The sequence below is a fragment of the Vallitalea sp. genome, from assembly GCF_025211055.1.
GTDB lineage: Bacteria > Bacillota > Clostridia > Lachnospirales > Vallitaleaceae > Vallitalea.
The window spans coordinates 1-14,183 of record NZ_JAOARO010000093.1; the positions used below are offsets into that span (position 1 = coordinate 1).

Here is a 14,183-nt window from a genome sequence, read left to right on the forward strand (position 1 = left end):
AAAGAACCAAAATTCAAGAACAGTAAAATAAATAGGGGGTCAATATGTGCCGGAATGACAGTGCTAAAAAGGCTAAAAACAACCTTTATTTAATCAAATAATAAATCTTTTTTGAGGGGTCAGCATGATCCAGAATATCCACTATATCGTGGAAGAGATTAAAGGCCGATCTATAAAGCTAATAGACAGTTCAACCATACCGCTGTGCTTGTCAATGTTTGATTGGGCAAAATTTCGGACAGCTAAAGGAGGGGTGAAAATACATACCTGTTTGGATGTAGAATTAATGCTTCCTGATGTCGTCAACATTTCAGAAGCCAAAATTTCGGACAGACACGGTCTAAAACAGCTGATCTTCCCTAAAAATACGATTGTAGTTGAAGACCGAGGCTACTTTGATTTTACGTTAATGCTAAACCGAATTGCTGCAACAAATGTTTTCATAACCAGAATCAAAAACAATACGGTATATGAAACTATTGAAGAACTTGATTTACCGGAAGACAAGAACGAACATATTGTCAAAGATGAGATAATCAGACTTACATCTATTATAATGCATAAAAGTTATTATGATATAGTACTGTTGCATAATGAAAAGTGTCCTAAAAAGCTAAAAAAAATAGCCTCAAACAATCTTAAAGTTAGTATTGCATTCTATATAGCTTTGTTTGCAGCTTGTTTATTAGGTCAAACTATTATTCAAGACCTAATAAAGCTTTGAAAGTATAAAACCAACCTTTTAGAAAGATTGGTTTTGTTCGTTTAAATAATGTTATCTCTTAATTGTAAAAGATCCGTTCTTTTCAATCTTAAAGCCTTCTTTAATAAAAACATTCTTACTAGGTGCAAAAATAACTTTAACATTATCTTTTATTATCACATCTCCGATAGGTTTAGTAGATGTTACGTTTCTTCCTACATAAATATTAGGAGCAATAAAACATTGATCTTTATTAAAAGTACAATTCTGAATATATATGTCTTTTGGATACTCAAACGGCTTATAATTATGTTTAGTTATAGTTACATAAAAATTAAATTTAGGATCATTAAATATTGAATTGGTAAAGGTAGCTGTTGAAACATTTTTATAAACTTTAAAATACGTTTCTCCATCATTCATACTTGTTAAAGCAATATCACAACCACTAACACCAGTATTAACAATAACTTTTTCACCTATTCTTTTAACTGTTGCATTTGAAAACTCTTTTGGAGTATCTGTAAATATTGATAATTCTGGATCACCTATTGCGTTTTGTGTAAATTGAAGCCAGCGAGTTAAATCATAACGATTAGACGAGCCAATAAAACGTAATTTTGACTTAGTAGTAATATTTGCAAATTTATGTTCATCATTTGTAATATGTTTTCTAAACACATTATAAAAAAACTCATCGCTAAAATCCATTGAAAGAAAAGACCAACCCGACCTTGAACTACCCCAATATAAAACACAACCTCCTTTTGGATTCCTAAACATTGCCTCACTTAAAGAAGGTTCTGCAATATCAAAAGCATTTGTTAAACATGAAGCAGTTACAACTATAGATTTAGCCTCATTATTTAATTTTTCTGCATCTATTTGGTCATATGATGGACCTTTAAACTCCATTTGGTATGATTGTATAAATCCGTGTGTGTATATATGAACAAAATGATAACATCTGTTTAATTGATCTTGTAAATTATTCTTTGTAAAATCATAGTCAGCTACTTGAATAAAATCTGTACCTGTATCATAGAATTTTGTTTTTCTACCTTTCCAATATGGTTTAATGCATGTATTATACATTTCTTCACTTCTATCGTGACTATCACTAATATTGTTTTTTTCTGAAATAAAGTGAGAAACAACTTTTCCCGCTAATAGCATTGTATTTACATAATCATAAGGTACGTTGTATTTTTCATAATTTATTGTTTTATCTGAAAATGTTTGTACATGTTTAGACGTTCTTACAGGTGCCCTAGATATAAATACTTCTGGACTTAAATCAACATTATCTTCTTCTGGTTCTGCTATTAATTCATCTCCATCCGCATTCCAATCAAAGCATTTATCATAGCAAGCATAAAATAAATCTGTAGGAAGCGAATGTTTATCGTTTTCTTGATGTTGAAAATGACAATATTGAACTGGTATAATGTTACTATCTCCTCCTAATAATACCCATTTTAAACCCCTGTTTTTATAGTAGTAATATAAACAATTTTTTATCTTTAATTGATTTGTACTACCTGGATATTTAGAGTATATATCTTCTGTAGAAATAATTTTTGTTCTTATTCCTTTTTTAATCTTCCAACTCTTAAGTAATTTAAAATCATCCATTAAATCTTTTGAAGTGATTATTAAATATTCTACATCTTCAGGAAGAGGTTTTGCAGGAAAATTAGGGTATAATGTAATTAGTTCATCAGGATTCAGCACTAAATCACCAACTAAATTAATAGCGTCATATCTTTTAATATCATCTTTCCTATTTTTGTTTGTAATTACATCAAATGAAAAATCAATACTATTTATAAGGCTTAATTCTTTGTTGTCATATATGAACGGACATATTGTAAAACTTGCCATAGAAAAATTTTGAATCTTGTTAATAGAGACAAATTTCAAATTTTCTTTTGGATATTTTTTACCACTAAAATCACTACTTCTATAAGTTTCAATATACCTTTCTGAGGTTTTATGTACTTTTGTATTATTAACTATATCAATATCTTCAAAAAGTAAAGATTTATTTATATCATATTTAATATTTTGAATGCTTGAATTTTCAGGAATTAGAATATTTATACTCACATATGGTAAAGCGGGTGAGGTTGTATCCGATTTAAAATAAAACTTTCCTTCCTTACTTTTAATTTTATACCCCTTCTCCGTTTTTTTAAAAGTAAAATCCTGTTTATTAAATTTTATATTATAGTTTTTTTGTGCTATTACTACACTACATAATAATAGTGTAGTTACACAAAGAAGTATCTTTTTCATAATTAATTTGTAATAATGAATTTTCCAACTGTTGTTTTATTGCTTTTAGTTTTGATATGATAAATATATACTCCGGTGTTCAATTCATTTTTAATAGTAAAAATAGATTTGTTTTTAACGTTGTAAGACTTTATCAAAATTCCTGATTGATCATAAATATTCAATATTTCAACATCTTCAGTATTGAATTTGAAATTAATGATATTTTTTGAGGGTTGAGGATAAATAATTACTGAATTACTCTCTTCGGTATTCTCAATACTCATAGGGTAATTAACAGGATAATTATATATCAATACATCATCTTTATAAAACTCACATAGTCTATTGGTTCTACTCATATGTTCTATTAGATAGGCGTACATGTGATAAAAGAAACCATTTGTAGAACCAATACCTTTTATAAATTTTATAGAATAAATACGTTTTGAACCTGCATAGACATATTCATAATTTTTACCATCTAATAATTTTTCAAAACCTACTTCTTTTATTTTTAGAGCTTGTGTATTATAATCTTCATGAAATAATTCATAAGATATTACTTTATCTTTCTCAAAATTAAAATCATATACTAAGTATTCCTTTTTATTTTTAGGGTGATAAACATATACTTTTTCATCGGGTGTTTCCCGTATGTAGTAACTTAGATGATTATCACAGTATAAGTTAAAATACTCTTTTCCTTCAATTTCTGTTTTACCTTTTATAGTATATTCTGTAAAAAATAAAATTTGCTCTTTAGGATAAACCTCTATAGTAGCCTCCTTCCATCTCACAGACTCATCAAAAAACTGAGCTTTGGCAGATATGCTTAACAATACTACTGTTATCAGTATTACTATCTTTTTCATGTATTACTTTATTTAGTTATAACCATTCTTTTTGAATCTATGATCTTACTATCCACAATCAAAGTATAAATAAACATTCCCTCATATAATTCCGCTGCATTGACTTCAATTGTATTTTCTCCGGCTTGAAATGAGTTATATAATTTAACCTGTTTTCCTTGTAAATCACATATCATAATTTCAGCTTGAATAAAACTTTTTGGTAAATAACATTTAATTGTTGTTTTTTCTTTAACCGGATTAGGCATATTATTAAAAAGCATAGGAGTACTATTATCATTCACTATCCTATCATTTGAATAATTATCATTTTTTGATTCTCTTGTTTTTATTATATCTCTTTCCTGAGATGCAACTGCTTTTTGTAATATATCAATTTGCTTTTGTTGCTCTTTGACTGCTTCAATAAGAAAAGGTATCAAACCATCATAATTAATAAGCTTAATATCCTTAGAGGAGCTAACAAGATTAGGTATAATCTTTTCAAGTTCTTGCGCTATCAATCCAAATTCTTTATTGTTTGAAGAACCTCTTTTATCTGGAGTATCATTTTTAAAGTTATAAGAGTAAGTATTTAGTTTTAATACCTTATCTAAACAATTATTAAGTGGGGTTATATTTTTTTTTGTTCTTCTATCTGACTGTGTGTAAAATCTTTTGGCGTATAAAGTATTGTAACCTGTATTAGTGTACCAAAAATCAATTCTTCCTGAGCTTGCTCCTATTTCGGTTCCCGGATTATTAGGAATAATTCTTAATGTATGACTACCACCTCTAAACTGTATCGTTCCATCTAGCACAGCCATTGATTTTTCAATTTTCAGTTGACTAAATAAATTAGCACATAAAGTAACTGTAAATAAAAATAGTATTAATTTTTTCATCTGTTTATATTTGTTTTTCATTTGTCAGATGGAACTCCGCATTATAATCATCCTCGTGTGTGTGAATGACCATTCTCATGCTTCGTTTCATCTTATAAATTTTAATAAATATACACCTACTCTATTGAAGCTTTTCGGTATCCGCTTTTCATAAATTGCGCCATAATATCACAAGTATTTTTATAACCTTAAAATACATTTTACATATTACAAAACATGTAAACAAAAACACCTATAAAACGTATATATTTGTGATAATAAAATAGTTGTAGATGTAACAGAAGGTGAAGTTCCAAGACGAACAGATCACACAAATCACAAAAAGAAGAGTATAGTGGTAAAAAGAAAACACATAGTATCAAAAATTTAGTCATAACCATACAAATGGTTTCGTGAATATTAAAGAATTACCCTTAGCTAAAGAAATATTTAGAGAATAAGATTTTAACAAACGCTAAAACAAAAAGTTTGCTAACAGTATATTGTGGTAATAAAGTTGAGATTAAATAAAACTACCTTTCTTCAATAACAAAACTCATATACAAAGTATGTTATTATAGAAAGGTAACTAAATACTGTTAAGCTAACACATGTGCTACACAATTTTCACTCTTACGAATAAAAACCAATTAATGTGTATTTATGTAAAATCAAAACTTATAACCAAGCATAAAGAAATATCTTTTTACTGAAGATGTTAGTCCCTTATGTTCTGACATTCCATTTGCTCCTTCATACCTAATTTCTAAGGATAGTTTATTGTATTTTACTCCTGCGCCAATAATATAGCCCTGTTCGTGTTTTCTAACATGGGTCATAGCTAGATCTTCATCAATTCTATCTTCGCTGTAAAATTTAGATTCTACTCTTTTATAATTTGTTTCATCTACTGAAAATGCATTTGATATACCAGCATTTACATACACAAACATATTACCAACAGGATACTTATAGCGAATCATATTATTAATTCTTATATATGAATAACATATTTTGGTTATTGTGTTGGTATAATTGCTTTCATTCTTATACTCTTTATAGCTACCTGTAAACTTATATGTTGAAAACAATACTTCATTATTAATAGACCACCTTTCATGATTTCTTGGCAATATTACATCAATAAACAAACCAGCAGAAAAATTAACAGATGGATCATATTCAGCTTCAGACAAATACTCAAAAGAGTGTTTACTCGTAAAATTTAGCGAGGTTAATGAAACTCCAGATAATATACCTATTTCTGTTTTAACTTTTTTCTTTTCCTTTTGAAATAAAGCATCAAAAGATGAATTCTGATAATAATACTTAAAAAGTCTTATTAGGCTATTTTTTTTGTATGTAGTATTTCTCAATCTAGATTTGATTTTTTCACAATCATTCAAGTACAAACTCAACTGACTAAGGTATCTATTATTCTCAGCTATCAAACGTTTATTATCACCTCTTTTATAATATCTTTTATAAATTAATAATTCAAATTTATTATTCTGTTCAATATAAAAATATTCCCTTCCATACTGGTTTTTATAGAAAAACAAACTTTTTTCACCTCTAAAAAGAGTTTGAAGAAATACAGTATCAATTTTTAAATTAACTCGGTTATTTTCTTCCAATCTTTCAGTTTTTATAGGAGAGTTTTCAATTTCAACAACCCCTTTCACATAAATATCTCCTCCTACACTAAACTCATTTATATCATTTGTATTTAAGACAATTGGATTATCATCAATACGCATTTTAAATTGAACATATTTAGGATTTACTTCCTTATCTTTATAGTTAATAAACCCCAATAATGTATCGGCACTGCTCTTAATTACATATCCAGAAATATAATTATCCTGAGAAAATGATAATTGAAAGGTTAATAAGCCAATTAACAATAATCCAAATCCTACTAATCTTTTATTTTTACTCATCTTTAAATTTATATTTAATATAATACAACGTTAAATAAACATCCTAGCTAAAAATATATTTATTATTTAATAGATAATTATTCTATTTTAAGTAGTAATAATCATAAAAATGACACGAGGAAAAGTAACTGAATAGCTTTAAAATCAACGGCATATCACCAAAATTAAGTTTTCATAGACAAAAGTCATTTAATGCTTTCCTATATGTAGTATAGCTTTTTATGCTATACTAAGAAAATATAGTATTACGTTTAATTAGATATTAATTACCCTTACAGTGCCAAAACATTTATAACCAAACACATATCGATAAAAAATCTTACAATAATCTATTGATATATAAAATATTACATTACTTAAAACTCATAACAGTTTACATTTGCTAATAATTCAGCAAATGTAAATAAAAATATGTAATTAGTACAATCATTAATTGTTATTATAATAAACCTTCTTCTAAAACTGGAAGATTATATGCTTTTTTTATAAAATACCCCAAATGTTATGCCTAACTTTTGGGGTGCAGTTCAAATTAAAAGGCATTTACTTTATTTACAGTTTAATTTTGGTGGATCATACCAACCAACCGCTCGATCAGTAACAACCCTCTTAAATTTTAGCAAGTTTTTTTTACAAAAAAAGTAATCTACTCCTTTTAGCGATTCATTTAACGTTCCTTTTATCTCAACAATACTATTTACATTTGTTGAATCGATTTGATTATACTCAGACAATACGGAGATTAATCTTAATGTAATAACATCAGTGGAATCATACCAATAAAATAATTTCCCTTCTTGTTCAAGATATCTAGTTGGAAAATTAGAATGACTAGTACCAATTTTGTTATCAGGATCAGGCATTAATTTATCTACAGCCTCAATAATACTTACTGCTAAAACCTTATCATTCACATGTGTAATATTTACTTTAAATACGTCACTTTTTTTACTTAATCTACTCTTTTTTACAAAGTCATAAATGGCATTTTTAACAGCATCATTCTGATCACCATTAGCAATCATTAGATCTTTATATGAAGCACAGCTTCCTAAAATAATAGCCAAAACTAAAATATATATAATAATCTCTTTTCATAGAAAGTCTAATATAATGCAATCATACAGATAGAACCCGCATTTATAAACATTTTCATGCTTGGTTTGATAAAGATTGTTATTATTCTTCAAGATAATATTCAATATCATCCTGCCAATAACTACCTTCAAAAGATTCATGATTCTTACATCTTAAAAAGTACTCTTTAGCAAGTTCTAAATTTTTATCAAAGACTATACCATTATAATATAATAACCCCATGTGATACATTGCTTCAAAAATATTATTCTCTGAAGCTTTCTTAATTAAAGATACTCCTCTATCTGTATTAATCAGATTGCGATAATACACCTCATCACTATTACCAATATTAGAGTACAGAGACATCCCAAAAATAAGAAAACAACCTAATTCTGTCTTAGACACGTCATTATCAATAGTTTTATTTAGAATATCAATATACATTTCTATATCTCCTTTCTTATAATAAAAATCTGCCATACATGATCCAACATGATAAGCTCCTCTACTAAGGGATTTTCTACAAAAATCAATACCCTTCTCAATCAGATGTTTATTCTCTTTTCCTTTTAGACCGATATAATAACATCCCAAAAATTCTTGTGAATACGTATCTCCACTATCACCTAAAGCACAAATAGCAACAAAAGCGCTATCCCGTTTGCTCATATCCATATCATAGTTTGTCCACATATAATACAACTTCTCAAACCGCTTTTTAGCAAGTTCATTATCAGTACTCTGACAACAAACATTAAGACAATTAAGAATTAAACACGTTAAAAGTACTCTCTTCATATCAGTATGTTAGGTTATGCATAGACTCTATAACACTTGTGTGAATATTTACCATTGAAGTTTTGATGTAATAGTATTTGTTTCACCTAAATGAAAACACCCCAAATATCATGTCCAACTTTTGAGGTACTATTCAATTTTCAGGATTCCTTATTATCTTCTTACACGAGTTAGTTATTATTTATGTTTCAGGTATTTATTAAGTAATATTTTAACAAAAAACAACACTACCCATATTATTGCACAATAAAGCAAAAGTGTAATTAATTGTCCAACAATAAAAAACACTTTATTCTGTCCTAAGGCTAAATACATAAATGAGCCTAAATAGTGGAATACTCCAAATATATTTATAACATCTAGATAACAATGTCCTTCACCACCACCACAGATTGATAATGCAATCCAAGTTCTAATACTAAATCTGTTAAAGAAATCAAATGTACCAACAATAATTCCTATTAAAACAATGCTATATAAGATTGTCTCTGCCTTAAAAATCCTCTTCATAATTGCTATTCATTTTTACCCTTCTCGTTTTCTTGAAGTTGTGTTGTTTTTGGTTCTATTTTTGAGGCATAATCTTTACCTTTATTTCTTTTCTCAATTTTACTTTGTTTCGAGTTTGGCATTTCATTCCAAGCCCATATTCCTTCACCATTCTCCAATTTCTTTCCTTCCGTATCTTTAGCTTCATTTAAAACAGCAGTGGGAACGTCTGAACAATCACTCTGAGTCAAAACATAATCTTCTCTAGCTGCAAAAAAACCAGCTCTTAAAGCTTTAACATTTGTTTTATCATCAGTATCAATAAAAAAAGCTCTATCATAACGCTGTATCTTATTACCATCTTTATCTAATTTGAAAACCATATTCTCATTCTCTCCACCTCCAACATTCGAGTGATTACTACCATCAACTGTTTCAAAATTATGTGACTATTTTTAAATGCATCCAATGTTTTAAAGAACTTTGCAGTATATCTGCTAGGTCCTCTTGAATCTTCGCTTTTGGCTGCGCCATCTTTTGATATATAAACCCATCCACCTTTATTATTTCCTATTAATACAGCTTGATGACCGACTCCTCCAGCTCCATTAGAATTACCTAATACGATAACATCTTTTCCATCTGGATCAATTACTCTAATTGGATTATTTAAGCAAAACACATATGGTGAAACAAATGGATATTTTTCCGATTTAGGATCCATATTAAACCACCTACCCAACTCCTTATCCAGTTGGCGTGCTCCAAAATCCAAAAGTCCGGTCTCCTCTTGAAGCTCTTTACCATTATAAAGATATTTATTGGTTGATGATCCTGATTGTGCAAATGTAAGACCAAATGGATAGTAGTTGTTGGTTTGGGTAACAATATTATTCTCGTTTACTGCAACACGTGTATTGCCCAAATGATCTTTTAGATGAAACTCATAGTTTGAATATTTTATGGTTGCATTTATATTTAACAAACCACCTGAACAGATCATATATTCAAGTTTATCATCGGTATATACAAAGTTACCAAGGTATATTTTTGTTTTACCACTTAACTTGTATATCAGTTATCTCATTCATAATAAAAAGGTGTTAACCTATTTCTTACAAAAAAGCTTGCTTCTTCATTATCTCTTGTTGATTCATGAAGACTATTAATCGTTTTTCTACCTTCAAACCTCCTTTACTCGTACTCACTGTAATTTTATGTAAACCTCCCCGAACTCTAACCTTTTCTATTTTATATCCATATGGATTGTATTGGATATTTTCTTTTTCAAGTATTGTTTCTCCGTCTATCTTTAATGTGATATCTACATCACTAGAAGGGTTGGCAATTCCAACATAAACAGTAATCTCTCTATTAATAAAAAAAGTAAATATAAAAACCAACAATATAATACCTATAAACATATATTTATTTCTGCTCATCTTCTTCTAATTTTTTCGTGTTTTTAACCCTACACTACTTACATGTGTTTTTTCATATTGCACTTTAGCTCGATTGTAATAATGCAAATAAGGATAAGGACTTTTTTTCCCTGTAAATGGATTTGTATAGGTATTGGGTTCTAAGTTAACTTTAGCCTTGAGCATCCTTAACCTTTGTTTAGAGGTTACATTAGTACCACTACCACCTTGAACCATTAAATTCCATTTCTTCATTAGTATGTTTTAAACCTGTCGCATGCCAAACTCATGAATAAACGTGCGAGTGTTAGACCAACCAGGAGAATACCAACTGTTCGTTGGGTAATCTCCAGAATACAAATGAATAACCTTTCCTTATATTGATTGGTTAATTCAGTATTTCATAAATATACCTCAATAATCACTTACCGGAACTGTTTTAACTATCTTCCATTTATTGTCATATCTTTTTAATAAAACAAATACATCAGAATAACCTCCTCTGCATTGTGCTAAATAGAAACATGCACACTCTCCGTCATTGGAGTATATAATATTACTAATAAACAGAACAGCTCTATCAGATGGTTTAAAGTATTTAACTCTTTTATCTGTTATTGTTCTAAAATAATATCCACAATCTGGATTAACCTTTTTTATATCTAACTCTACTCTATCTTCGCATCTGTCTATAAATTCGTCTAAAATAGTCCGGTAATTTATGTTGTTCCGAAAAATGGTATCTCTTCTTAAATTATCAAAGTCACTTTTTGCCATTCCCTTAGGTAAAGCGTAGTAGTTGTTTAGAAATATCACTCTCATAGAGTCTTTTAACAACCTTCTCTCTTTTATATAAACATCATAATTAAAATTAGAATTAACAGAGTCCTTATAAAAGGATGATATTGTTTCATACATATACTCATCGCCAGTAAGTTCACAAATTACATCATTCAAAACCCTGTAGTTTTCTGTTTGACCAGAACAGCTATTAATAGATATAACAATAACTAATAGATATATTACTTTTCTCACCATAATCTTAATATTTAATATTAATTCTTATACTTAAAAGAATTATTGACTATTGTTCTTTTGGGTTCTCCTGTTTTTAATATCTTATGAATATGATAAATGGCTGGGAGTCCGACTTCCCTAAAAAAAGACCCTGATTTTCTTGCAGTTACATGTTCTTTATATGAATTATATATTTGTGTTTGTCCTTTTTTAACTCTAATCATATCATTTATTCCATGAATAACAAACTCATGTACAATCGTACCAGCTCTGTTTGCTTCATATTTTGCTTTTGCTCTACGAATATCTTCCTTTGAGGTTTTTCCATATTTGTAATTTATTTTTGCTGATTCGTAGCCTTCTGCAACATCATTTACATTCGAGTTCAAATCAGTATTAAGTTTAACGACACCTTCTGTTCTACCATCATCTTTGTTTCGAATTCCCCAAGAACCATTTTTCCCCACTTCCCAAAAGATTTACACTCAAAAGTCAGATCCATGCCAACATTATGCATTTTTCCATTATTATCAAATTCAAGTCCTATTTCTTCTATTTTTTGTCCTTTCTCAGCAAACCATGACAATACTTTTTTCCCAAGATCGGTTTGTGCAAATGCAAGAAATGCATTAGCTAATTCCTCATTATTATATTTACCATTCTTATTCTTCCCTAAGATATGACTCAAATCTATTCTTTGTCCATCAGGATCAATATAAATAATAGGGTTATTTGCAACATAGTTATATAATGAAATTTCAACATAATCCTCGGCTAAAGGATCTGGATTAAACCACCTACCCAACTCCTTATCCAGTTGAAGCGCTCCAAAGTCGATAAATCCAGTCTCCTCTTGTAGCTCTTTACCATTGTATAGATATTTGTTCGTAGAAGAACCAGACTGTGCAAATGTCAGACCAAACGGGTAATAGTTGTTTTCCTGTGTAATATCATTTGTTTCGTTTACTGCCACTCTGGTGTTACCTAAATGATCCTTAAGATGAAACTCATAGTTTGTTGTTGAGCCGTTTATATTCAGTAAACCCTCTGAACAGATCATATATTCTAGTTTATCATCGGTATATACAAAGTTACCAAGGTAGTATTTTGTTTTACCTTTTAACTTGTTTGCCAGTTTACGTCCGGTAACATCATAGATATAATTTATCTTATTTGCACCTTTGGTTATGGAGTATGGCAGATTAAGGTTATTGTACTTTATATCTGATAAACCTTTGTTTGGATCAACAATCATATTTCCATTGGCATCGTAGATATAGTTTCCTGAACCTTGCTTAAAGCCCAATGTATTATTCCAGTTAACAACTACTGTTTCTAATATTATTACATAGCTCACCCACCTATATTAATTAGATTGGGTGAGCAATATAAAGTTTTCCATTACAGAACAGTAGGTATATTATACTTTCTTTCTCTTTGTATTGTTAATTTTTATTCTAAATAGTGACAATAAATAAATAACAACTATTGCTATGTAAATAATTGTATAATTATATTCTTTAATATATAGATACCAAATAGTAAGATAAGTTATAGATATTAATATGCTATCTAATCCTATTATTCTGATTAATATTTCCTTTTCTCTACCTTTAAAGGTAATTATATTATTAGAAGTAAATCTCATTTTAATATTTAAAACAGAAACCGTTACCAATAGGATACTAAAAAAAACAGTTATATACTCTACAATCTCTTTTGAAATAATATCTTCCACTAATATTTGTAAAGGAAGAAACAGTACTACATACATATAGCTCAATATATTGAAAATCTTCATAATCTATCTTATTTTTTTTGAAGTTGTTTTTAAGGTTGTACTTCTTCCTTTATTATCTCCATATGAATTAAGCAGTCTAACTCCAACATACGTAGTTTCAAATATATAAGGCAATGCTTTAAATGGTCCAGGCAGACTCTCTTTCGACAACGTAGATATCAAACCTGTTATTCCTGTAAAAACACCAGAAGAAATATCTGCTATCTCATTAATTTCGGATCTTCCTTTGTACAAATTCCAGTCTTTGCTTCCATCCTCAACTAATTTTTTAAGATCAGTAACATAACCACCATGATCATCTCTCAGTAGAGCATTTTTACCAAGATTCCTTTCTCCATCAGCTCCTGTTATATTTGTTTTTGTCTCTCCAACTTGACTATACCTATTCTTAGACGAAGGATCCAAATCAAATTTTTCTTCGGTAGAAGAAATTGACTCTGTTGAATTTGTCATAACTTCGCCATCTTCCTTATAAACAGTTGTCTTTGTTGTCTTATTGACCGTTGATATAGTCATAATACCATCATCGCTATAAGAAACATCAATATGTTTTACTGTTGAAGTTACAGTATGACTACCATCTTCATTATATCTATATGTATGAGTAGTATTCATTGTTTTACCTTCCTCTGGTAATCCTGAATTCATCCCCATATAATCAATAAATTTGATTGGATTATTATCAGCATAAACATATGTAGATTGATAACTAAATTTCTCTGCTAATGGATCTAAACTGAAAAACCTCCCCAGTTCCGGTGTATACATTCTGGCTCCATAATCCAATAAACTTACGTCCGTTAAATCATAGTTAAAAAAATTGCCTGTTGAGCTCTGAGTATATGATAATTGATTCATTGCACTGCTAATGTATATATTTTTTCTTTTCAGTTGAACCTCAGTTGAAAGAAAAAGA

15 protein-coding genes and 1 pseudogene are annotated in these 14,183 nt (G+C 28.9%); 1 reads left to right on the forward strand and 15 read right to left on the reverse strand.

Annotation, left to right across the window (positions count from 1 at the left end):
- Positions 1-145 precede the first annotated feature (145 nt).
- A pseudogene (locus N4A55_RS14465) lies at positions 146-550 on the forward strand (transposase); the annotation flags it as partial.
- A gap of 225 nt (positions 551-775) precedes the next feature.
- Here N4A55_RS14465 and N4A55_RS14470 read toward each other — a convergent pair.
- From N4A55_RS14470 to N4A55_RS14540, 15 genes are all read right to left on the reverse strand, one after another.
- Complete coding sequence (locus tag N4A55_RS14470; RefSeq protein ID WP_293757615.1) at positions 776-3,001, reverse strand: C25 family cysteine peptidase; 2,226 nt, start codon at positions 2,999-3,001, stop codon at positions 776-778.
- Between the two features lie 2 nt (positions 3,002-3,003).
- On the reverse strand, positions 3,004-3,855 hold the full coding sequence (locus tag N4A55_RS14475) for a T9SS type A sorting domain-containing protein (RefSeq protein ID WP_293757617.1): 852 nt from the start codon (positions 3,853-3,855) through the stop codon (positions 3,004-3,006).
- An 8-nt stretch (positions 3,856-3,863) separates the two neighbouring features.
- Entirely contained in the window at positions 3,864-4,760 is an 897-nt protein-coding gene (locus tag N4A55_RS14480; RefSeq protein WP_293757619.1) for a tail fiber domain-containing protein, read from the reverse strand.
- A gap of 629 nt (positions 4,761-5,389) precedes the next feature.
- Positions 5,390-6,661 carry a porin family protein gene (locus N4A55_RS14485; RefSeq protein ID WP_293757621.1) on the reverse strand — a complete coding sequence of 424 codons (1,272 nt, stop codon included), beginning with the start codon at positions 6,659-6,661 and terminating at the stop codon, positions 5,390-5,392.
- Positions 6,662-7,209: 548 nt separating this feature from the next.
- Positions 7,210-7,686 carry a hypothetical protein gene (locus N4A55_RS14490; RefSeq protein WP_293757623.1) on the reverse strand — a complete coding sequence of 159 codons (477 nt, stop codon included), beginning with the start codon at positions 7,684-7,686 and terminating at the stop codon, positions 7,210-7,212.
- Between the two features lie 154 nt (positions 7,687-7,840).
- Positions 7,841-8,434 carry a hypothetical protein gene (locus N4A55_RS14495; protein ID WP_293757625.1) on the reverse strand — a complete coding sequence of 198 codons (594 nt, stop codon included), beginning with the start codon at positions 8,432-8,434 and terminating at the stop codon, positions 7,841-7,843.
- A 282-nt stretch (positions 8,435-8,716) separates the two neighbouring features.
- Positions 8,717-9,049, reverse strand: coding sequence for a hypothetical protein (locus N4A55_RS14500; protein WP_293757627.1), 333 nt, complete (start codon positions 9,047-9,049; stop codon positions 8,717-8,719).
- A 5-nt stretch (positions 9,050-9,054) separates the two neighbouring features.
- Positions 9,055-9,411 carry a hypothetical protein gene (locus N4A55_RS14505; RefSeq protein ID WP_293757629.1) on the reverse strand — a complete coding sequence of 119 codons (357 nt, stop codon included), beginning with the start codon at positions 9,409-9,411 and terminating at the stop codon, positions 9,055-9,057.
- Positions 9,396-10,013, reverse strand: coding sequence for an RHS repeat domain-containing protein (locus N4A55_RS14510; RefSeq protein ID WP_293757630.1), 618 nt, complete (start codon positions 10,011-10,013; stop codon positions 9,396-9,398). The genes N4A55_RS14505 and N4A55_RS14510 overlap by 16 nt, the downstream gene beginning before the upstream one ends.
- Before the next feature lie 130 nt (positions 10,014-10,143).
- Positions 10,144-10,452, reverse strand: a complete 309-nt coding sequence (locus N4A55_RS14515; protein WP_293757632.1) for a hypothetical protein — start codon at positions 10,450-10,452, stop codon at positions 10,144-10,146.
- A 24-nt stretch (positions 10,453-10,476) separates the two neighbouring features.
- Positions 10,477-10,704, reverse strand: a complete 228-nt coding sequence (locus N4A55_RS14520; RefSeq protein WP_293757634.1) for a hypothetical protein — start codon at positions 10,702-10,704, stop codon at positions 10,477-10,479.
- A gap of 159 nt (positions 10,705-10,863) precedes the next feature.
- A complete protein-coding gene (locus N4A55_RS14525; protein WP_293757635.1) occupies positions 10,864-11,487 on the reverse strand; it encodes a hypothetical protein in 624 nt (207 codons plus the stop codon).
- Between the two features lie 17 nt (positions 11,488-11,504).
- A complete protein-coding gene (locus N4A55_RS14530) occupies positions 11,505-11,933 on the reverse strand; it encodes a hypothetical protein (protein ID WP_293757636.1) in 429 nt (142 codons plus the stop codon).
- Entirely contained in the window at positions 11,852-12,823 is a 972-nt protein-coding gene (locus N4A55_RS14535; protein WP_293757638.1) for an RHS repeat domain-containing protein, read from the reverse strand. The genes N4A55_RS14530 and N4A55_RS14535 overlap by 82 nt, the downstream gene beginning before the upstream one ends.
- A gap of 447 nt (positions 12,824-13,270) precedes the next feature.
- A partial coding sequence (locus N4A55_RS14540) for an RHS repeat-associated core domain-containing protein (protein WP_293757639.1) occupies positions 13,271-14,183 on the reverse strand: 913 nt, incomplete at its 5' end.

Coding starts and splice junctions, on each gene's coding strand:
- N4A55_RS14500 (WP_293757627.1), bottom strand. CDS start 9,049: ATGAAGAGGATTTTTAAGGCAGAGACAATCTTATATAGCATTGTTTTA.
- N4A55_RS14495 (WP_293757625.1), bottom strand. CDS start 8,434: ATGTGGACAAACTATGATATGGATATGAGCAAACGGGATAGCGCTTTT.
- N4A55_RS14475 (WP_293757617.1), bottom strand. CDS start 3,855: ATGAAAAAGATAGTAATACTGATAACAGTAGTATTGTTAAGCATATCT.
- N4A55_RS14485 (WP_293757621.1), bottom strand. CDS start 6,661: ATGAGTAAAAATAAAAGATTAGTAGGATTTGGATTATTGTTAATTGGC.
- N4A55_RS14480 (WP_293757619.1), bottom strand. CDS start 4,760: ATGAAAAACAAATATAAACAGATGAAAAAATTAATACTATTTTTATTT.
- N4A55_RS14490 (WP_293757623.1), bottom strand. CDS start 7,686: ATGATTGCTAATGGTGATCAGAATGATGCTGTTAAAAATGCCATTTAT.
- N4A55_RS14470 (WP_293757615.1), bottom strand. CDS start 3,001: ATGAAAAAGATACTTCTTTGTGTAACTACACTATTATTATGTAGTGTA.
- N4A55_RS14505 (WP_293757629.1), bottom strand. CDS start 9,411: ATGGTTTTCAAATTAGATAAAGATGGTAATAAGATACAGCGTTATGAT.
- N4A55_RS14515 (WP_293757632.1), bottom strand. CDS start 10,452: ATGTTTATAGGTATTATATTGTTGGTTTTTATATTTACTTTTTTTATT.
- N4A55_RS14525 (WP_293757635.1), bottom strand. CDS start 11,487: ATGGTGAGAAAAGTAATATATCTATTAGTTATTGTTATATCTATTAAT.
- N4A55_RS14520 (WP_293757634.1), bottom strand. CDS start 10,704: ATGAAGAAATGGAATTTAATGGTTCAAGGTGGTAGTGGTACTAATGTA.